This window comes from Aliihoeflea sp. 40Bstr573, assembly GCF_024105655.1.
In the GTDB taxonomy this organism is placed as follows: Bacteria; Pseudomonadota; Alphaproteobacteria; order Rhizobiales; family Rhizobiaceae; genus Aliihoeflea.
Window position 1 is genome coordinate 40,966 of record NZ_JAAAMH010000012.1, and the last position, 18,383, is coordinate 59,348.

Sequence of the window (18,383 nt, forward strand, 5' to 3'; positions counted from 1 at the left end):
ATTCCGGTCGCGATCGGTCGAATCGTTGGTATACCGCGGCGGTGATTGGCGGCGGCGGAGCGATCGGCAGCGGTATCACCGTTCTGTTCATCTGCGGTATTGTCTGGGGACTGTTTCTTGCCGCCCGCCGCCAGTTTGAGGTCAGAGCGCCAAGTCCGGTCCTCTGGATCGCAGGTGCGTTCGCGCTTCATTTCCTCGCCGAATTCATCTCGATGGTTGTGAACGAGCCGACGCCGCGCGGCGTCATCGGATCGGTCGAGAACCTGCCTTTCCTTGCCGTGGTCCTGGTCTTCTCGCGGCTTGCCTTCTCTCCGCGCGAGGCGATCGAGGACTGGGTCGAGATCGGCGCGGTGGCTGGAGCCTTCGCGGCGGCGATCTTTGCCGTTTGCCAGGTCGTGTTCCTGGACGTCACTCGTGCAACCGGTCTGGCTGGCAATCCCGGTCCATTCGCGGTCGTATGCGCCGTTCTTTACGGGCTTTGCATCATGTCGGCCGTTCGTCGCCGCGAACGTCGGCGCATTCTAGCGATCTTCGGCGCGCTCGCGGCCGCTGCGGCGCTGATGCTGTCAGGCATGCGCACTCTTTGGCCGGTGATCCTGTTGGCCCCCTTCATCCCGGTGGTAGCGATGGGCAGCCGATGGAGCACGCGGCGGCTCGCGAGCTATACGGCCGCCAGTCTGGCCCTTGTCGCGATCGTCGGCGCGTTGACATTCTCGGCGTTGGAAGACCGCGTCGGCGCGCTCGAATCGGACCTGGCGCTTCTTGAGCGCGGAGATCTCGACAGCTCGCTCGGCCAACGCCTGTTGATGTGGCAGATCGGCGTCGATCTCGTCCAGGAGCGGCCGATTTTCGGCTACGGACCGAAGAGCGTTTCAGCCACGCTTGCAGCCCATACGGCAAATTCCGATGTGACGATCCAGTATTCGCACATGCACAATTTCCTTCTCAATGCTCAGGTTCGGTCCGGCATCCTCGGTCTGATCGCTGTTCTTGGACTTCTGCTCGTGCCAGCCGCCGTCGGCTGGCATGGCCGAAACCGGGACGGGACGGCACAGTTCGGGTTCGGCATGATGCTCGTCCTGGCATTCGCTTATGTGTGCAGCGGCATGCTCAACGTGAATTTCGGGCACGACATTCTCGACACGCTCTATATCTACGGAACGATCGTCGCGTCCTATCTGGTGTTTGGCGAGCCGATGGCCGCGGGTGAGGCTCGCGACGATGGCGCGCGGGAGGCGGCCATACTGGCCGGCATGACTGTTCAGGCTGGAGATGAAAGGCGGCATGGAATTTGATCTGATCGTCAAAGGCGGGACACTGGCAGACAGCCGCGTCGCCGATATTGGCATTCGCGGCGGCCGGATCGCAGCGATCGAGCCGAGGCTTGAGGCCGAGGCGGGCGAAGTGATCGATGCCGCTGGCGACCTCGTCGCACCTCCTTTTGTCGACCCGCACTTCCACATGGACGCGACGCTGTCCTACGGCACGCCGCGCATCAACGCGTCGGGCACGCTTCTGGAGGGCATCGGCCTTTGGGGCGAGTTGAAGCCGCTCCTGACGCATGAGGCAGTGAAGGAGAGAGCGCTTGCCTATTGCGACTGGGCGGTCTCGATGGGGCTCCTCGCCATCCGCACCCACGTCGATACCTGCGACGACCGGCTGCTGGCCGTGGAGGCGCTGCTGGACGTCAAGAAGACCGTGGCGCCCTATCTCGACCTGCAACTCGTCGCCTTTCCGCAAGATGGCTTCTACCGCGACCCCACCGCGCGCGAAAATACCATCCGGGCGCTCGACATGGGCGTCGACGTTGTCGGCGGCATTCCGCATTTCGAGCGCACGATGGAAGATGGGCGCCGCTCGGTGACCGAGCTTTGCGAAATCGCGGCCGAGCGTGGACTGCGCGTCGACATGCACTGCGACGAGACCGACGACCCGCTGTCGCGTCACATCGAGCAGCTGGCCTACGAGACAAAGCGTCTCGGATTGAACGGCAAGGTCAACGGCTCGCATCTGACCTCGATGCACTCGATGGACAATTACTACGTCTCCAAGCTTTTGCCGCTGATGGCGGAGGCGGAGGTGTCGGCGGTGCCGAATCCACTTATCAACATCGTCCTGCAGGGCCGTCACGATACCTATCCCAAGCGCCGCGGCATGACCCGCGTGCCCGAGATGCTCAAGGCTGGCATCCGTGTCGGCTTCGGTCAGGATTGCGTCCTCGACCCCTGGTATTCGCTCGGCACGGCCGACATGCTCGACGTCGCCTTCATGGGCCTTCACGTGGCGCAGATGACGAGCCCGGCCGACATGCGCCGCTGTTTCGACATGGTGACAACGGACAATGCTGCGATTATGGGGCTCGAGGGCTACGGGCTCGAGGTCGGGAATGTCGCAAGCCTCGTCATCCTCGACGCGGGCAATCCGATCGAGGCGCTGCGCCTGCGTCCCGATAGGCTGTGCGTGGTCTCGAAGGGCAAGGTCGTGTCCCGCAAGAAGCGCAACGATTCCCGCCTGTCGATCGATGGGCGGCCGCCAAGCGTCCGTCGGCGGCACGCAGCCCACTAGGCTGAGGAGATCCAGATGCGATCTGCCGTTCTTGGTTTTCTCGCGATTGGTCTTGCGGCCTGCACGACCATCACGCCGGAGGAGCGCCGGGCGCTAGACAACGAAGCCTGCCGCGCCTACGGCTTCCGAACCGGAACCGATGCGTTCGCGGCCTGCTTGCAACGCATCGATCTCGACCGGCGCGCTGAGGCGCGCGCCAGCCGCGCCGAGTTCGACCGCTGGTCACGCACCCCTGCCGTCGTCTATCGTCCGGTATTCGTACCCGTCCAGCGAAACTACTGATTTCTTACGGCCATTCGGCGAAGCTCGGCGTATGCAGCGAAGGCCGATCAGCTTGGGCGTCGATGACGGCACGGCGATAACGGCCTGGCGGCGTTCCGGTCATCTTGCGGAAGAAGCTGGAAAAATGGGCCGGATCGGAAAACCCGAGGGAGTGGCCGAGCTGCTGGATCGTAAGCGATGAACGTTCCAGCCGCAGCATCGCCTCGCGCGCCAGCCGCTCGGAAACGAGTGCCTTCGGCGTCTTGCCGATACCGTCGGTGCAGATCGCGTGCAGCCGGTCTGGCGAAACGCCGAGCGCGGCGGCATAGCGCGCGACCGGCCAGTGATTCCGGAAATTCATCTCCACCAGCTGGCGGAAGCGCTGCAGGAGGCTCATGCGCTCGCCGATGCCTGGCAGCGATTCCCGGCCTCCCGACACCCGCAACATGGAAACAAGCACGATGCGCAGCAGTGCCGAAAGGAGCAGCGCCGAAGCCTCCTGCGGCTGGCGCCGCTCCGTGATGACCGCTGTCAGGCAGCGCTCGATGATGCCCGACGCTTCTGCATGGTCTTCAAGCGATAGCGTGAAGTCGCGGTCGACAAGATAGCGCAGGCCGACGGACTGAGCCTCGTCGCCGATCGCCTCGACCAGCGTGCCGTCGCCGATCCGCGCACGCAGGCCCGTCGTGCCGGCTTCGAGCCGTAGACGCCCGGGCTTGAGGTCGCCAAGCCAAAGGAGGGCCGGAGCGGAAATAGTGAGCCTCTGGCCGCCGGCCTCTGCCTCGCCGCTTCCATCGGTCAAGAGCACGAGTTGGCGCGCAACCTCGCTGGCCGGCCCGTTGAAGGACCAGAAGCGCGCATGCAGCCCGCAATCGATAGTGTAGACGTCCATCCGATCGTCCTTCTCTGCCGGATTTATACAATAGATCGCCAGTTTTTCTCATATCAAGTGCCATCGGCTTGCGCTTCAATCGCATCGTCGCCGGGAGAACGGAGCTCCGAAGGAGCCGTGGCGGCTGAAGCGGGAATTCCGCTTCGCGGGAGGATGAATTGGCAAAGGCAGCGCGGATCGCGGCGCCCGTAGGGGAGGCCGCCGAGGCACCCTATCTGGAGCGGATCGGCCCGCTGACGGGGACGGTCGTCACGCGGGTTCACGCATCGACGATCACCGAGGCCCGCCACGCGGCCAACCGCGCCGCCGCCGCCTTTCCCAAATGGTCGCAAACTCCACCATCGGAGCGCCGCGCGATCCTCAACCGGGCCGCCGAAATTCTCCTTGAACGCAGCGACGAGCTGATTTCGAGAATCTGCGCCGAGACCGGCGGTACACGCGCCTGGGGTGAGTTGAACTGCCGGCTGGGTGCGGCCATCCTGCGCGAGGCGGCGGCGCTGACCACGCAGATGGCCGGCGAGGTCATTCCCGCCGACCGCGCGGGCTCCTTTGCCATGGCGATCCGCCAGCCCTGCGGTGTCGTTCTGTCAATGGCGCCGTGGAATGCGCCGATCGTCCTTTCCGTGCGTTCCATCGCGACGCCGCTCGCCTGCGGCAACACGGTCGTCTTCAAGGCATCGGAGCTGTGTCCAGGCACGCACGCGCTGGTCTGCGAGATCTTCGCCGATGCCGGCCTGCCGGAGGGCGCCATCGCCGTCGTTCACAACCAGGAGGATCACGCGGCCGAGATCGTCGAGGCGCTGATCGCCCATTCCGCCGTGCGCCGCGTCAACTTCACCGGCTCGACCCGCTCGGGCCGGATCATCGCGGAAATGGCCGCGCGGCACCTGAAGCGGGTACTGCTCGAACTTGGCGGCAAGGCCCCGCTGATCGTCCTCGAAGATGCCGATCTCGACGAGGCCGCGCGCGCCGCAGCCTTCGGCTCTTTTTTCAACCAGGGCCAGATCTGCATGTCGACCGAAAGGCTGGTCGTGCAGGAGAGGGTGGCGGACGCGTTCCTCGAAAAGCTTGCGGCCGTCGTTTCGGGCATGAACCTCGGTGACCCCCGCGACGGCGCGAGCGCGATCGGCCCGATGATCAGCGAGCAGGCCGCCGAACGGGTCAAGGCGCTGATCGACGATGCCGTGCAAAAGGGCGCGCGCCTTGTCATCGGCGGCGAGCAGCGCTCTGTCTGGCTGGACGCCACGATCCTCGATGGCGTGACGCCCAACATGCGCATCTACTACGAGGAAAGCTTCGGCCCGGTGGCCGCGCTCGTTCGCTTCTCCGAGGTCGACGAAGCGATCTCGATCGCCAACGATACCGAATACGGGCTGTCGGCGGCGGTCTTCAGTCGCGACGTCACGGGCGCGCTCGCTCTCGCCCATCGGCTCGAAACCGGCATCTGCCACATCAATGCGGCCACAATTCACGACGAGCCGCAAATGCCGTTCGGCGGTGTCAAATCGTCCGGACATGGGCGGTTCGGCGGCCGGGCGGGTATCGAGGAATTCACCGAACTGCGGTGGATCACCATACAGAACGGAAAGCTCGACTATCCGATCTGAGAAGGACTGCCGGCAGGAAGCTGCCGGAAATTGGCAACAAACGGGAGGAGACAGAAAATGATCAGACGTACGTTCATCGCACTTGCAGCCGGCGCCGCGACGCTGGCATTCGTCGGCCACGCGGCCGCACAGGAAACCATCAAGATCGGCGCGAGCGCGCCCAAGACTGGTCCGCTTGCCGCCGGCGCGACCGTCAGCCACTGGCCCAACATCCAGCTTTGGGTTCATGACGTGAACGAGCGCGGCGGCCTTCAGGTCGGCGACCAGCAGATGAAGATCGAGCTGGTCGAATATGATGACCGCACCTCGGCCGAGACTGCCGTCCAGAACATCCAGCGCCTGGCAACGGTCGACAAGGTCGACTTCATCGTCACGCCGTATTCCACCGGTCTCAACGTTGCGACCGCGCCGATCATCGCACGCTATGGCTATCCGCACATCACGACGAGCGCGATCACCGATGGCGTCGAGGAATTCGCCGGCCGCTGGCCGAACTCTTTCTGGATGCTGGGTACCTCGAAGGAACTGGCGGAAGGCACCGCTGCGGCCCTGAAGAAACTGCATGATGCCGGCGAGATCGGCAACAAGGTCGCGCTTGTCCATGTCGCCGACGCGTTCGGCCTGGAACTTGCGGGCGCCGGCAAGCCGGCACTCGAAGCGGCCGGCTTCGAGATCGTCTACGAGGCGTCCTATCCGCTCGGCACGCAGGACGTCGCTCCGATCATCAGCCAGGCCAAGGCTGCGACGCCTGATGCCTTCGTCGGCTTCTCCTATCCGGGCGACACCTTCGCCCTCACCGAGCAGGCGCAGATCCAAGGTCTTGACGTCGGGGCCTTCTACGTCGGCGTCGGCACGTCCTTCCCCGCCTTCGCCGGCCGCTTCGGCGCGGTCGCCAACGGCATCATGGGCGCTGGCGGCACCAATCCCGATGACGAGAAGATCAAGGAATACCGCGCCAGGCACAAGGAAGTGACGGGCGCGGACGCCGATTACTGGGCGAGTGCGGTGACCTATTCGGGGCTCCAGGTTCTCGAGCAGGCGATCGAGGCAGCCGGCACGAAAGACCGCGAAGCGGTCGTCGAGGCCATCAAGACCGGCACCTTCGATACGGTGATGGGCGAGGTGAAGTTCGAGAACAACGTCAACCGCAATCTGTGGACCGTCGGCCAGTGGAAGGACGGCGTCTTCTACGGCGTCGCTGCCAACGGCATCGATGGGGCGGTCGAGCCGGTCAAGAAGGACGGCTGGGAATAAGCCTTCAGCAAGCGCCATCCCGGCGGTTCCGGGATGGCGCTCCCCGCCTTCGAGGCGAAGCGAGTATGGTAGCTTAGAGAATGCAGATCATCGTCACAGGCATATTGCTGGGCGGCACCTATGCGCTGATCGCGCTGGGGCTGACGCTGCAATATGGCGTCGCACGCATCATGAACCTTGCCAATGGAGAGACCTTCGTCGCGGCCTGCTTCATCGCCTTCTGGCTGTTCACCGCCATGCAGATCAACCCGCTCGTCGGGCTGCTCGTCATCGCGCCGGCGGCCTTCGCAATCAACTGGGCGATCTATTCGATCCTTCTGAAGCCGCTGGTCGATCGGGCGAAGAACCGCGGCATGCTGGAGGTGGACTCGATCTTGGCGACCTTCGGCCTGCTCTTTCTTTTGCAAGGCCTGATGCTGCTCGCCTTCGGCGGCTCCTACTTCTCCTACACTTTTCTCGCCGAGCGCTTCATGATCCTCGGCAATCCGTTCGGCCTCAACCGCGTGGTCGCCTTTGGCGCGGCGGTGGTCATCGCCGTCGGGCTCTATCTTTTCCTCTACCGGACGCGGCACGGAACGGCCGTGCGCGCCGTCGCCGTCGATCCGAATTCGGCCAGGCTCGTCGCGATCGACGTGGCGAAGACGGCGGCCTTCGCCTTCGCGCTCGGCGGCGCGCTGACGGCCTGCGGCGGCGCATTGCTGTCCACCTTCTACACCTTTAACGCCTCGATGGGCGTGGTCTTCACCATGAAGGCGCTGATCATCGTCATCATGGGCGGCGTGGGCGACATTCGCGGCGCGGTGCTCGCCGCGCTCATTCTCGGCGTCACCGAAACGGCCGTCGCCAGCCTCATCGACCCGGGTCTGACCATCGCCGCGACCTACGCGCTCTTCATCATCGTCCTCCTCTTCCGCCCGCAGGGCATGTTCGGGAGGCAGACGTCATGATGACGCTCGACCAATCGGAAATTCGCATCGGACTTTTGGGCGCGATTGCCGTCGCTGCACTCGCGACGCTGCCCCTCTTCAGCCAGGGCTACTATCTCTCGCTCGGCGTCAATTTGATGCTCTATGCGGCGCTTTGCACGGCGTGGACGCTCTTTTCCGGCCCGACGCACTACATCTCGCTCGCGACAGCCGCCTTTTTCGGCCTCGGCACCTATACTGTCGGGCTGTGGGTCGATCACGTGCCGTTCTTCGCCCTCGTTCTTGGCGGCGGCGTGGTTGCGGCCGTTCTGGCCGGGCTGGTCGGCCTTGCGACGCTGCGGCTTTCGGGCGTCTATTTCGTCATCTTCACGCTCGGTCTCGCCGAACTCGTCCGCCAGTTGGTGTCATGGACGCAGACCAAGGTCTCGACCCGCATGGGTCTCTACGTCTTCACCGATTTCACCGAGGTGCACATCTACTGGATGCTGCTCGCGCTGACGGTTGCCGTCTTCGTCACCGGCTGGCTGATCGGACGCTCGCGTCTCGGCTTCGCCATGAAGATCATCGGCAATGACGAGACGGTGGCGCGCCATGTCGGCATCGACACTGCCCGAGCCAAGATCATCCTCTTCATGATTTCCGGCGCCTTCATCGGCATCGCCGGCGCGATCTCCGCGCCCCGCTACGCCTATATCGAGCCGCCATCGGCGTTCAATCCGATGATCTCATTCCTCGTCGTCATCATGGCGCTGCTCGGTGGCACCAAGCGTCTGTGGGGTCCGCTGGTCGGTGTCATCCCCTTCACCATCCTGTTCGATCAGGTCTCGGCCCAGTTCCCGAACCACACGCCGATCGTCATGGGTCTCGCCTTCCTCGCAATCGTTTATCTCCTTCCGGACGGCGTGACGGGACGGCTGGAGCAGTTGCGCGCACGGACGAAGTCGTCTGAAAAGAAAGTCCTCGAGGAGAAGGTCGCATGAATGCCATCCTCTCCGTCGACTGCGCTCAGAAGAAGTTCGGCGGTCTGATCGCCGTCAACGATGTCTCGTTCGATGTCCGCGAGGGCGAACTTCTCGGTCTGATCGGGCCGAATGGGTCCGGCAAGACGACCATGCTCAACCTGATTTCCGGTGCGCTGCGCCCGAGCGCCGGCGAGATCCGGCTGAAAGGCGAGCGCATCTCCGGCCACGCCGCGCACCACATCGCCCGGCAGGGCGTCGCGCGCACCTTCCAGCTTGTGCGCATCCTGCCGTCGATGACGGCGGAGGAAAACGTCATGGCTGGCGCCGTCTTCGCGCGCAACCGGCTGTGGGGAACGAACGCCCGTGCGCTCGCCCGCAAGCTGCTCGCTCGCGTCGGGCTCGAGGGCAGGGCGGACATGCCTGTCGCGTCGATGACCTATATCGACCAGAAGCGCATCGAACTGGCGCGCGCGCTGGCCGCCGACCCGCGCGTGCTGCTGCTCGACGAATGGCTTGCCGGCCTCAACCCGACCGAACTGCAGATCGGCATTGCGCTGATCGACGATCTGCGCCGCGAAGGCCGCACCATCATCATGGTCGAACATGTGATGGACGCGATCCGCACGCTTTGCGACCGATGCGTCGTCATGAACACCGGAACCAAGATCGCCGAAGGGGACGTTTCCGACGTGCTATCCGACCCTCAAGTCGTTCGCGCCTATCTGGGGGACGACGACGATGCTTGAGGTGACGAATCTCGGCGTCCGCTACGGCCGCCACCTCGCGCTCGAAGGCGTGTCCGCGAAAATCGCCAAGGGCGAAATCTGCGTCATTCTCGGTGCGAACGGCGCCGGTAAGTCCAGCCTGCTCAAGGCCATCGCAGGCCTGGTGAAAACCGAGCCCGGGACCGAGATCACGATGAACGGAAAGCCGATCCGAGGCGTCAAGGCGCACCGGATCGTCGAGGAGGGCATTGCCCTCGTGCCGGAAGGTCGCGGCATCTTCGGCGACCTGACGGTGGCCGAGAACCTGCAGCTCGGCGCCTTTGCCGGTCGCGCCCGGCATGGTGAAAGCGAAACGCTGAAACGCATCTACGAGCTCTTCCCCCGCCTCGCCGAACGCAAGGGGCAGATCGCGCGCACCATGTCTGGCGGCGAGCAGCAGATGGTCGCGATCGGCCGCGCGCTGATGTCGAAGCCCGACATCCTGATGCTCGACGAACCCTCGCTCGGCCTCTCGCCGCTTCTGTCGAAGGAGCTTTTCAAGTCCCTGAAGGCAGTGGCCGCCACCGGCGTGGGCATCCTGCTCGTGGAGCAGAACGCCAAGCTCAGCCTGCGCATCGCCGACAGGGGTTATCTAGTCGAGAACGGCCTCATCACCGGAGAGGACACGGCGGTCAATCTGATGAGCGACCCTGCCGTGGTGAATGCCTATCTCGGTGGTGGAAAGTCCGAAGACGCCAAGCGAAGCGCAAGGCGCGGCATTTCGCTGCCGCCCTTCATGGCGCTGCCTGCCACTCTCGAGGCAGTGGCGCGGATGGCGGGCGACCTGGCAAGGCGTGCCGGTGCGATCCAGACGGCTTTCGTGCGCTACCTGCGACGCGAGAGCCCCGCGCCGAGCGCCTTTGCGGGCCGTTACGACCCGAAGTCCGGTCCCGACCCGTGGGACGTGGCAGCCAGGGAGGCGATACAACCGAAACCAGCCTCCATCGACGCTGGCCGGATGTCCGCTCAGGCGGCGGAACTGGCGCGGCGCGCACAGGAGCGGCTCGCGGCGCATGTGGCGACGAACCGCCTGACCCGCGACGCGGCAATCGTCCGCGCAACGCAGGCACCGCAGCGCCCGGCTTTCGTCACACCTTCGATCGAACCACGCCGCGCGGAACTTACGCTCGATGCCGCCGCGCTCGCCGACCAGGCTGCAAAGCGGCTCGCCCAGCATGTTGCCGACCGCCGCAAGCCGATCGAGCGACCCGTCCTGCCGCGCAAGCCGGTCGTCGCGCCGGCGGCGAAGCTCAATGGCGGCCACGGCCTCGTTGGACACAACAGTGCTGGCTTCGACATCGACGATGACGAGACGCAGATGCCCGCAGCGCCGCAGCGCATCGACCTTTCCGACGTCGTGGCACGCGCCGCCGCCATTCAGGCGCAGCATGTCGCCGCGCGTCGAAAAACACTCGCCGCGTTCACGATCCTGCCGCAACCAGCGGCGAAGCTGGACGCCGAATCCAAACCGAAACAGAAATCCCCCAAAAAGCGGAAGAAGCATAAGGAGGCTTGAAAATGGCTCGTGTTTTCGAAGGCATGTATATCGGTGGCGGCTGGTCCGCGACGAAGAAGTCCTTCAAGGATTTGAACCCGGCTGATGGCTCGGTCTGGGCTGAGGTGCCCGATTCGGGCCGGGCCGAGACGACAGCGGCCATCGACGCCGCGCACAAGGCATTCCCCGAATGGGCTGCGCTGCCCTTCTCCAAGCGCGCCCACTACCTTCACAAGGCGGCTGAGATCTGGGAGCGCCGCAAGATGGAGATCATCGATGCCATCCAGGCCGAAGGCGGCGGGTGGTTCGGCAAGGGCATGTTCGAGACCGGCTATGTGCCTGAAGTGTTCCACGCCGCAGCGGCGTCCGTCTGGAACCCGATCGGCGATGTGATGCCGTCCGAATACGGAAAGGTCTCGATGGCGGTGCGCCGGCCGATGGGCGTCGTCTCGGTCATCAGCCCTTGGAACTTCCCTTGCATTCTCACCGCGCGCGGCTTCCTTTTCCCGCTGGTCGCGGGCAACACGATCGTCCTCAAGCCGTCCGAGGAAACGCCTTACCTCGGTGGACTGCTCTTCGCCGAAATCTTCGAGGAGGCGGGCCTGCCGAAGGGCGTCTTCAACGTCGTCACCTGCTCGCGGGACAATGTCCAGGAAGTTGGCGACGAGCTGATCGAGAACCCTTATGTCAAGGGCATCTCCTTCACCGGATCGACGGCGGTCGGCCGGCAGATCGCGGCCAAGGCCGGCGCGCATTTGAAGAAGTGCTGCGTCGAACTCGGCGGCAAGGATTCGCTGATCGTGTGCGACGATGCCGAAATGGAGCGCGCTACGCAGGCCGCTAATTTCGGCTCCTTCATGCATCAGGGCCAGATTTGCATGTCGGTCGAAAAGGTCCTCGTTCATGAGAAGATCTTCGACGATTTCCTGGCGAAGTTCGTCGAGCGCGCCAGGAAGCTCAAGGTCGGCGATCCGACCAAGAGCAAAGAGCACATCATCGGCCCGCTCATCAACGACAAGCAGGTCGCCAAGGTGAAGGAGCAGCTCGACGACGCGATCGCCAAGGGCGCGAAGGTCGTGCTCGGCGGCAAGATCGAGGGCCGCTTCGTCGAGCCGACGATCCTGACCGGCGTGACGCCGGACATGAAGATCTACCAGGACGAGACGTTCGGCCCTGTCGTGCCGGTCATCCCGTTCCGTACCGACGAAGAAGCGATCGAGATCGCGAACGATACCGAATACGGTCTGTCCGCCGGCGTCATGACGCGCGACGAAGGACGGGGGCTTGCGATCGTCAACAAGCTCGACACCGGCAATTGCCACATCAATTGTTCGTCGGTGAATGACGAGCCGCACGTCCCGTTCGGCGGGTTCAAGGCATCGGGCGTCGGCAAGCATGGCGGCCGTTGGTCGCTGGAAACCTTCACCGAGACGCGCTGGATCACGCTCGACCGCGGTGGTCGGCCCTATCCGCCGATGTTCTGATCAAAAACCAGAAGGCCGGGCAATGCCCGGCCTTTTCCTTAGCCCTGCGATGCGGCGATGCGCGACTTAGTCTCGCCGGATGCCTCGCCCTTGTCGCCCGGCACTCCGGCATTGGCCTGGTGCGACTGTTCCGGGCTGACCGGCTGGCCGGGGCGGCGGATCGTGGCAGCAGCTTCCAGAACGATGGGCTTCAGGCCTTCGCCACCTTTGTCGACCACCTCGAAGAAGTGACCGCGCATGCGCGGCTCCCAGAACTTGTTGATGTGCTCGGCAACACCTGCGACGCCGAGATCGTGCGGCTTCGATTCGAAGAAGGTGCCGATCTGGTTCGCCATGCGGATCAGCTTCGTATAGGGATTGAAGGCCTCATGCGACATGGGTGCTGCTTTCGGGCGTCAGGCGTTCGGGGTGGGTGAAGATGTCGAATTCGTCGCCGCGCACCAGCGCGACAAGGCTCATGCCAGCCTCTTCGGCCGTGCGGATTGCAAGCGCCGTCGGTGCCGAAACGGCAATGATGAACGACGCGCCGATGGCGGCCGTCTTCTGCACCATCTCCACCGAAACCCGGCTCGTGACGACGACCGCGCCGGTCGAACCATTCACTCCGGCTCGCGCCAATGCGCCGGCGAGCTTGTCGAGTGCGTTGTGCCGACCGACGTCTTCGCGCGCGAAGACGACGCCGCGGCCCGGTACGTAGAACCCGGCGGCGTGGACGGCCCCAGTCTCCTTGTGGAACGGTTGAACCTTGGAAAGAAGCCGCACGGCCTGCGTGATCTCATAGGGCGAAAGCGTCAGCGCCGAACCGGAAACACCGCGCACGGCACGCATCGCCTCATCGATGGATTCGATGCCGCACAGCCCGCAGCCGACTGGCCCTGCAAGGCGACGCCGGCGCGCCTCAAAGCGCGTGTTCGCCTTGTCGAGGAGCCGAATCTGAATATCGATGCCCGCGCCGTGATCCTCTATGTCGATCGCCTCGATCTCGTCCGCTGAGGCAATGATGCCTTCGGTGAGCGAGAAACCGATCGCGAAGTCCTCGAAGTCGGCGGGCGAGGCCATCATGACCGCATGCGTCGTCCCGCCATAGGACAGCGCGACCGGCGTTTCCTCGGGGACGTTGCGGTCCGCGGTCGAGCTGCCGGTCGTACGATGCGCGAGGCGGGAGACGGCGGTGATCGGGGGGCGGGCCTCCATCGAGCCTACTCCGCCGCCTCCAGCGGCCGTGCGATCCGCCGGCTCTGCCGCGCCTGGTACTGATAGTCCACCTGCCAGTCCGACGGGCCGTTGGACGGTGTGACCTGAACCGCGGTCACCTTGTATTCGGGACAGTTGGTCGCCCAGTCGGAGAAGTCGGTCGTGATGACGTTGGCCTGTGTGTTCGGATGATGGAACGTCGTGTAGACCACGCCCGGCGCGACGCGCTCGGTGATCAGCGCGCGCAGCGTCGTCTCGCCGGCGCGGCTCGCCAGCCGTACCCAGTCGCCATCACGCAGACCGCGGTTCTCCGCGTCGTGCGGATGGATCTCGAGCCGGTCCTCGTCGTGCCAGACGACATTTTCCGTACGCCGCGTCTGCGCACCGACATTGTACTGCGACAGGATTCGACCCGTTGTGAGAAGCAGAGGGAAGCGCGGCCCGGTCTTTTCGTCGGTGGCGACATATTCCGTGCGGATGAACTTGCCCTTGCCGCGCACGAAGCCGTCGATGTGCATGATCGGCGTCCCGGCGGGCGACTTCTCGTTGCAGGGCCACTGAACCGAGCCCATTTTGTCGAGATAGTCATACGACACCAGTTGGAAGGACGGCGTGGTCTTGGCGATCTCGTCCATGATCGCCGACGGGTGGCCGTAGTTCCAGTCGAGCCCCATTTCCTGGGCGAGCTTCTGCGTCACCTCCCAGTCGGCAAGCCCGTTCTTCGGCGCCATCACCTTGCGAACGCGGTTGATGCGGCGCTCGGCATTGGTGAAAGTTCCGTCCTTCTCGAGGAAGGTCGAGCCCGGCAGGAAGACGTGGGCGTAGTTCGCCGTTTCGTTGAGGAAGAGATCGTGGACGACCACGCACTCCATGGCGGCAAGGCCGGCCGAGACATGCTTGGTGTCCGGATCGGACTGGAGGATGTCCTCGCCCTGGATGTAGATGCCCTTGAACGTGCCTTCGACGGCGGCGTCGAGCATGTTGGGAATGCGCAGCCCCGGCTCGTTGTCGAGCTTGGTGCCCCAAAGGCTTTCATAGATGTCGCGAACGGCGTCGCCCGAGATGTGCCGATAGCCGGGAAGCTCGTGCGGGAACGAGCCCATGTCGCAAGCGCCCTGCACGTTGTTCTGCCCGCGCAGCGGGTTCACGCCCACGCCCGGCCGGCCGATGTTCCCTGTTGCCATGGCAAGGTTTGCGATCGCCATGACCGTGGTCGAGCCCTGGGAGTGCTCGGTCACGCCGAGCCCGTAATAGATCGCGCCATTGCCGCCCCGGGCGTAAAGACGCGCGGCGCCGCGTATTTCGTCGGGGTCGATCCCGGCAAGCGCGCCGACGACTTCCGGCGAGTTCTGCTCCTCGGCGACGAAGGATGCCCAGTCCTCGAACTCCGACCAGTCGCAGCGCTCACGGATAAACGCCTCGTCGAAGAGGCCCTCGGTCACGATGACATGGGCAAGCGAGGTCAGAACCGCGACATTGGTGCCCGGCTTCAAGGGCAGATGGTGCTGCGCCTCGATATGGGGCGAGCGCACGATGTCGGTGCGACGCGGGTCGAGCACGATCAGCTTCGCGCCCTGCCGCAGGCGCTTCTTCAGCCGCGAGGCAAAGACGGGATGCCCGTCGGTCGGATTGGCGCCGATGATCATCACGACGTCGGTCTGTTCGACCGAATCGAAATCCTGCGTGCCGGCGGACGTGCCGTAGGTCTGGCCGAGGCCGTAGCCGGTCGGCGAATGGCACACGCGCGCGCAGGTGTCGACATTGTTGTTGCCGAAGCCCTGCCGGATCAGCTTCTGAACGAGATACGTCTCCTCGTTGGTGCAGCGCGAGGAAGTGATTCCGCCGATCGCGCCCTTGCCGTACTGGTACTGGATGCGGCGGAATTCCTTGGCGATATGGGCGAAAGCTTCATCCCACGACACCTCGCGCCACGGGTCCCCGATCTTCTCGCGGACCATCGGATTGAGGATGCGATCCTTGTGGTTCGAATATCCGTAGGCGAAGCGGCCTTTGACGCAGGAATGGCCCCGATTGGCCTTGCCGTCCTTCCACGGCACCATGCGCACCAGTTCCTCGCCCTGCATTTCCGCCTTGAACGAGCAGCCGACGCCGCAATAGGCGCAGGTCGTGACGACCGAACTCGTCGGCATGCCCTTTTCGAGCACGGATTTCTCGCGCAGCGCGTCCGTCGGGCAGGCCTGCACGCAGGCGCCGCAGGAAACGCACTCGGATTCGAGGAAATTGGTCGGCCCGGCGGCGATGCGGGATTCGAAGCCGCGGCCCTCCACCGTCAGCGCAAAAGTGCCCTGGACCTCCTCACAGGCGCGAACGCATCGCGAGCAGACGATGCACTGCGCCGGGTCGTATGCGAAATAGGGGTTGGAGGTGTCACGCGCGATATAGTCGATATTGAGCGAGCCGTTGCCGGGCGCGACATGGTTGCGGCCGGCCGTGCCGTAGCGGTTTTCGGTGAGGCCGACCGACTTCAAGACCGCATCGAACTCGCTGCCTCCGAGCCCCGAATTCGAATCCCAGCCGAGCGGATGGTCGGAGACGTAAAGCTCCATGACGCCGCGCCGGATCGCGCCAAGCCTGTTCGATTGCGTGCGGACGGAGATGCCTTCCGCGACGGGCGTCGTGCAGGAGGCGGGCGTGCCGCCCCGACCTTCGATTTCGACGACGCAAACGCGGCAGGATCCGAAGGAATCCAGCATGTCGGTCGCGCACAGCTTGGGGATCTCGGTGCCGAGTTCCAGCGCAGCGCGCATGATCGACGTGCCCTCAGGCACGGTGACCGAGCGACCGTCGATCGTCAGCGTGACCTGCTTTTCGGATTTCGCGGCGGGCGTGCCGTAGTCGGTTTCGTGGACGAGACCCATCTGGCTCTCCTATTCGGCTGCGACCGCGACTTCGCGCGGCCTGAAATCGTCGGGGAAGTGGGTGATCGCGCTCATGACGGGGTAGGGCGTGAAGCCGCCAAGCGCGCACAGCGAACCGAACTTCATCGTGTTGCAAAGGTCGGAGATGAGCGCGAGGTTCGTCTCCGGCTCGATGCCGGCGCCTATCCGGTCGAGCGTCTCGACGCCGCGTGTCGAGCCGATGCGGCATGGGGTGCACTTGCCGCAGGATTCGACCGCGCAGAATTCCATCGCGAACCGCGCCTGGGAAAGCATGTCGGCGCTGTCGTCGAAGACGACGATGCCGGCATGGCCGATCAGCCCGTCCCTGGCCGCGAACGCCTCGTAGTCGAACGGCGTGTCGAACAGCGCGCGCGGGAAATAGGCTCCCAGAGGTCCGCCGACCTGCACCGCCTTGACCGGACGGCCCGACGCCGTGCCGCCGCCGATCTCGTCGATGATCTCGCCCAGCGTCATGCCGAACGCGGCCTCGAACAGCCCGCCATGCCTGACGTTGCCAGCGATCTGGATCGGAATGGTGCCGCGCGAGCGACCCATACCGAAATCCTTGTAATGCGCGGCGCCCTTGTCGAGAATGATTGGCACGGAGGCCAGCGAAATGACGTTGTTGACGACGGTCGGCTTGCCGAAGAGTCCCTGTAACGCAGGCAGGGGCGGCTTGGCACGCACGACGCCGCGCTTGCCTTCGAGCGAGTTCAGGAGCGAGGTTTCCTCGCCGCACACATAGGCGCCCGCGCCGACGCGAACTTCCATGTCGAATGCATGTGCCGAGCCGAGCACGCCCGACCCCAATACGCCGGCACCGCGCGCGACCTCGATCGCTGCGTTCATGGTCGCAACGGCGTGCGGATATTCCGAGCGCAGATAAATGTAGCCCTTGTTCGCGCCCGTCGCGATGCCGGCGATCGCCATGCCCTCGATGAGCACGAAGGGGTCTCCCTCCATGATCATTCGGTCGGCGAAGGTGCCGCTATCGCCCTCGTCGGCGTTGCAGACGATGTATTTGCGCTCGCCCGGCGCGTCGTGGACGGTTTTCCATTTGATGCCGGTCGGAAAGCCCGCACCGCCACGCCCGCGCAGACCGGATTCGGTGACTGTTTGGACGATTTCGAGCGGCGTCATCGCGACGGCCTTCTCGAGCCCGGCGAGCCCGCCATGAGCGCGGTAGTCGTCGAGCGAAACCGGATCGATGATGCCGCAGCGCGCGAAGGTAAGACGCGTCTGCTTGGCAAGGAACGGAATGTCCTCCGGCCTGCCGAGCGATTTCGCGTGTTCGCCGCCGGCAAGGAAATTCGCATCGAACAGCGAGGCGACATCGGATGGACGAACCGGCCCATAGGCGACGCGGCCATTCGACGTCTCCACCTCGACCATGGGCTCCAGCCAGTAAAGCCCGCGCGATCCGGTTCGCACGATCTTCGCATCGATCCTGCGCGCGGCAAGCTCGGCCGCGACCGCCTTTGCGACCTTCTCGGCACCAAGCGCCAGCGATCCGGAATCGCGGGGGATGTAGATGGTCGTCATGCCCGCACCTCGCGCGCGATTTCCTCGATCCGCTCGGCGTCGAGACGGCCGATCACCTCGCCATCGACCATCGCGGAGGGCGCGCAGGCGCAAAGGCCGAGGCAGTAGGCGGGTTCGAGCGTGACCGCGCCGTCGGCCGACGTCTCGTGAAAGCCGATGCCGAGCAGCGCCTCAAGTTTCGCGGCCAGCGCATCGCCGCCCATCGACTGGCATGCTTCTGCGCGACACAGCTTGACGACGTGGCGGCCGGCGGGCTCGCGGCGATAGTCGTGATAGAAGGTCACGACGCCATGAACCTCGGCATTGGAGATGTTCAGCGCGTCGGCGATCACTGGAAGGGCGTCCTGCGGCACGTAGCCGAACTCGTCCTGAATGCCGTGCAGAATCGGCAGCAGCGGGCCTTCCAGCCCCTGATGTTCAGCGATGATGGCAGCGGTTCTCGCTGCGATCTGGGTACTTGCCTGCTGCATCCTCACGCAGCGCCCTCCCTGATCAAGGCATATTTGCGATTTCGATGAAGCCGCAGAAATGCTCCGG

General features: G+C 64.6%; 15 protein-coding genes and 1 pseudogene. 10 read left to right on the forward strand and 6 right to left on the reverse strand.

The features are described from left to right. The first annotated feature begins 41 nt into the window (after window positions 1-41). From GTK01_RS21100 to GTK01_RS14855, 3 genes are read left to right on the forward strand one after another with little or no spacing between them, the layout of a single operon-like run. The gene (locus GTK01_RS21100; RefSeq protein WP_252927209.1) at window positions 42-1,295 is read left to right on the forward strand and encodes an O-antigen ligase family protein; all 1,254 of its coding nucleotides are present in this window, start codon (window positions 42-44) and stop codon (window positions 1,293-1,295) included. After that, window positions 1,285-2,565: an amidohydrolase family protein gene (locus GTK01_RS14850; RefSeq protein ID WP_252927211.1), complete on the forward strand. Its 1,281-nt coding sequence runs from the start codon at window positions 1,285-1,287 to the stop codon at window positions 2,563-2,565. The genes GTK01_RS21100 and GTK01_RS14850 overlap by 11 nt, the downstream gene beginning before the upstream one ends. A 15-nt stretch (window positions 2,566-2,580) precedes the next feature. Beyond that, window positions 2,581-2,847 carry a hypothetical protein gene (locus tag GTK01_RS14855; RefSeq protein ID WP_252927213.1) on the forward strand — a complete coding sequence of 89 codons (267 nt, stop codon included), beginning with the start codon at window positions 2,581-2,583 and terminating at the stop codon, window positions 2,845-2,847. Window positions 2,848-2,851: 4 nt separating this feature from the next. Here GTK01_RS14855 and GTK01_RS14860 read toward each other — a convergent pair whose 3' ends face one another. Then, the gene (locus tag GTK01_RS14860; RefSeq protein WP_252927215.1) at window positions 2,852-3,718 is read right to left on the reverse strand and encodes a helix-turn-helix domain-containing protein; all 867 of its coding nucleotides are present in this window, start codon (window positions 3,716-3,718) and stop codon (window positions 2,852-2,854) included. 158 nt (window positions 3,719-3,876) lie between these two features. Here GTK01_RS14860 and GTK01_RS14865 point away from each other — a divergent pair, with 158 nt between their 5' ends. The 7 genes and pseudogenes from GTK01_RS14865 to GTK01_RS14895 all read left to right on the forward strand — a co-directional run bounded on the left by GTK01_RS14865 (window position 3,877) and on the right by GTK01_RS14895 (window position 12,210). Next, window positions 3,877-5,325 carry an aldehyde dehydrogenase gene (locus tag GTK01_RS14865; protein WP_252927217.1) on the forward strand — a complete coding sequence of 483 codons (1,449 nt, stop codon included), beginning with the start codon at window positions 3,877-3,879 and terminating at the stop codon, window positions 5,323-5,325. Between the two features lie 57 nt (window positions 5,326-5,382). Beyond that, entirely contained in the window at window positions 5,383-6,579 is a 1,197-nt protein-coding gene (locus GTK01_RS14870; RefSeq protein ID WP_252927219.1) for an amino acid ABC transporter substrate-binding protein, read from the forward strand. Between the two features lie 80 nt (window positions 6,580-6,659). Further along, complete coding sequence (locus tag GTK01_RS14875; RefSeq protein ID WP_252927221.1) at window positions 6,660-7,526, forward strand: branched-chain amino acid ABC transporter permease; 867 nt, start codon at window positions 6,660-6,662, stop codon at window positions 7,524-7,526. After that, complete coding sequence (locus GTK01_RS14880; RefSeq protein WP_252927223.1) at window positions 7,523-8,485, forward strand: branched-chain amino acid ABC transporter permease; 963 nt, start codon at window positions 7,523-7,525, stop codon at window positions 8,483-8,485. Before GTK01_RS14875 ends, GTK01_RS14880 begins: the two co-directional genes overlap by 4 nt. Then, the gene (locus GTK01_RS14885) at window positions 8,482-9,213 is read left to right on the forward strand and encodes an ABC transporter ATP-binding protein (RefSeq protein WP_252927225.1); all 732 of its coding nucleotides are present in this window, start codon (window positions 8,482-8,484) and stop codon (window positions 9,211-9,213) included. Before GTK01_RS14880 ends, GTK01_RS14885 begins: the two co-directional genes overlap by 4 nt. After that, window positions 9,206-9,910 (forward strand): annotated as a pseudogene (locus GTK01_RS14890) (ABC transporter ATP-binding protein); the annotation flags it as partial. The gene GTK01_RS14885 and the pseudogene GTK01_RS14890, both read left to right, overlap by 8 nt. An 839-nt stretch (window positions 9,911-10,749) precedes the next feature. Further along, entirely contained in the window at window positions 10,750-12,210 is a 1,461-nt protein-coding gene (locus GTK01_RS14895; RefSeq protein ID WP_252927229.1) for an aldehyde dehydrogenase family protein, read from the forward strand. A 38-nt stretch (window positions 12,211-12,248) separates the two neighbouring features. On the opposite strand, the gene GTK01_RS14900 is transcribed toward GTK01_RS14895, so the two are convergent. From GTK01_RS14900 to GTK01_RS14920, 5 genes are read right to left on the reverse strand one after another with little or no spacing between them, the layout of a single operon-like run. After that, complete coding sequence (locus GTK01_RS14900; RefSeq protein ID WP_252927232.1) at window positions 12,249-12,587, reverse strand: formate dehydrogenase subunit delta; 339 nt, start codon at window positions 12,585-12,587, stop codon at window positions 12,249-12,251. Beyond that, window positions 12,577-13,404 carry a formate dehydrogenase accessory sulfurtransferase FdhD gene (gene fdhD / locus GTK01_RS14905; protein ID WP_252927234.1) on the reverse strand — a complete coding sequence of 276 codons (828 nt, stop codon included), beginning with the start codon at window positions 13,402-13,404 and terminating at the stop codon, window positions 12,577-12,579. The genes GTK01_RS14900 and fdhD overlap by 11 nt, the downstream gene beginning before the upstream one ends. 5 nt (window positions 13,405-13,409) lie before the next feature. Then, window positions 13,410-16,283 (reverse strand): formate dehydrogenase subunit alpha, encoded by a 2,874-nt coding sequence (gene fdhF / locus GTK01_RS14910; protein WP_252927237.1) that lies wholly within the window; start codon window positions 16,281-16,283, stop codon window positions 13,410-13,412. Window positions 16,284-16,292: 9 nt separating this feature from the next. Next, the gene (locus GTK01_RS14915) at window positions 16,293-17,846 is read right to left on the reverse strand and encodes an NADH-quinone oxidoreductase subunit NuoF (RefSeq protein WP_252927240.1); all 1,554 of its coding nucleotides are present in this window, start codon (window positions 17,844-17,846) and stop codon (window positions 16,293-16,295) included. Then, a complete protein-coding gene (locus GTK01_RS14920) occupies window positions 17,843-18,322 on the reverse strand; it encodes a formate dehydrogenase subunit gamma (RefSeq protein ID WP_252927243.1) in 480 nt (159 codons plus the stop codon). The genes GTK01_RS14915 and GTK01_RS14920 overlap by 4 nt, the downstream gene beginning before the upstream one ends. Window positions 18,323-18,383 lie beyond the last annotated feature (61 nt).

What these genes read in the sequence shown, in the direction of transcription:
- GTK01_RS14850 (WP_252927211.1), top strand. Translation starts at nt 1,285, where the DNA reads ATGGAATTTGATCTGATCGTCAAAGGCGGGACACTGGCAGACAGCCGC.
- GTK01_RS14855 (WP_252927213.1), top strand. Translation starts at nt 2,581, where the DNA reads ATGCGATCTGCCGTTCTTGGTTTTCTCGCGATTGGTCTTGCGGCCTGC.
- GTK01_RS14860 (WP_252927215.1), bottom strand. Translation starts at nt 3,718, where the DNA reads ATGGACGTCTACACTATCGATTGCGGGCTGCATGCGCGCTTCTGGTCC.
- GTK01_RS14870 (WP_252927219.1), top strand. Translation starts at nt 5,383, where the DNA reads ATGATCAGACGTACGTTCATCGCACTTGCAGCCGGCGCCGCGACGCTG.
- GTK01_RS14875 (WP_252927221.1), top strand. Translation starts at nt 6,660, where the DNA reads ATGCAGATCATCGTCACAGGCATATTGCTGGGCGGCACCTATGCGCTG.
- GTK01_RS14880 (WP_252927223.1), top strand. Translation starts at nt 7,523, where the DNA reads ATGATGACGCTCGACCAATCGGAAATTCGCATCGGACTTTTGGGCGCG.
- GTK01_RS14885 (WP_252927225.1), top strand. Translation starts at nt 8,482, where the DNA reads ATGAATGCCATCCTCTCCGTCGACTGCGCTCAGAAGAAGTTCGGCGGT.
- GTK01_RS14895 (WP_252927229.1), top strand. Translation starts at nt 10,750, where the DNA reads ATGGCTCGTGTTTTCGAAGGCATGTATATCGGTGGCGGCTGGTCCGCG.
- GTK01_RS14900 (WP_252927232.1), bottom strand. Translation starts at nt 12,587, where the DNA reads ATGTCGCATGAGGCCTTCAATCCCTATACGAAGCTGATCCGCATGGCG.
- fdhD (WP_252927234.1), bottom strand. Translation starts at nt 13,404, where the DNA reads ATGGAGGCCCGCCCCCCGATCACCGCCGTCTCCCGCCTCGCGCATCGT.
- fdhF (WP_252927237.1), bottom strand. Translation starts at nt 16,283, where the DNA reads ATGGGTCTCGTCCACGAAACCGACTACGGCACGCCCGCCGCGAAATCC.
- GTK01_RS14915 (WP_252927240.1), bottom strand. Translation starts at nt 17,846, where the DNA reads ATGACGACCATCTACATCCCCCGCGATTCCGGATCGCTGGCGCTTGGT.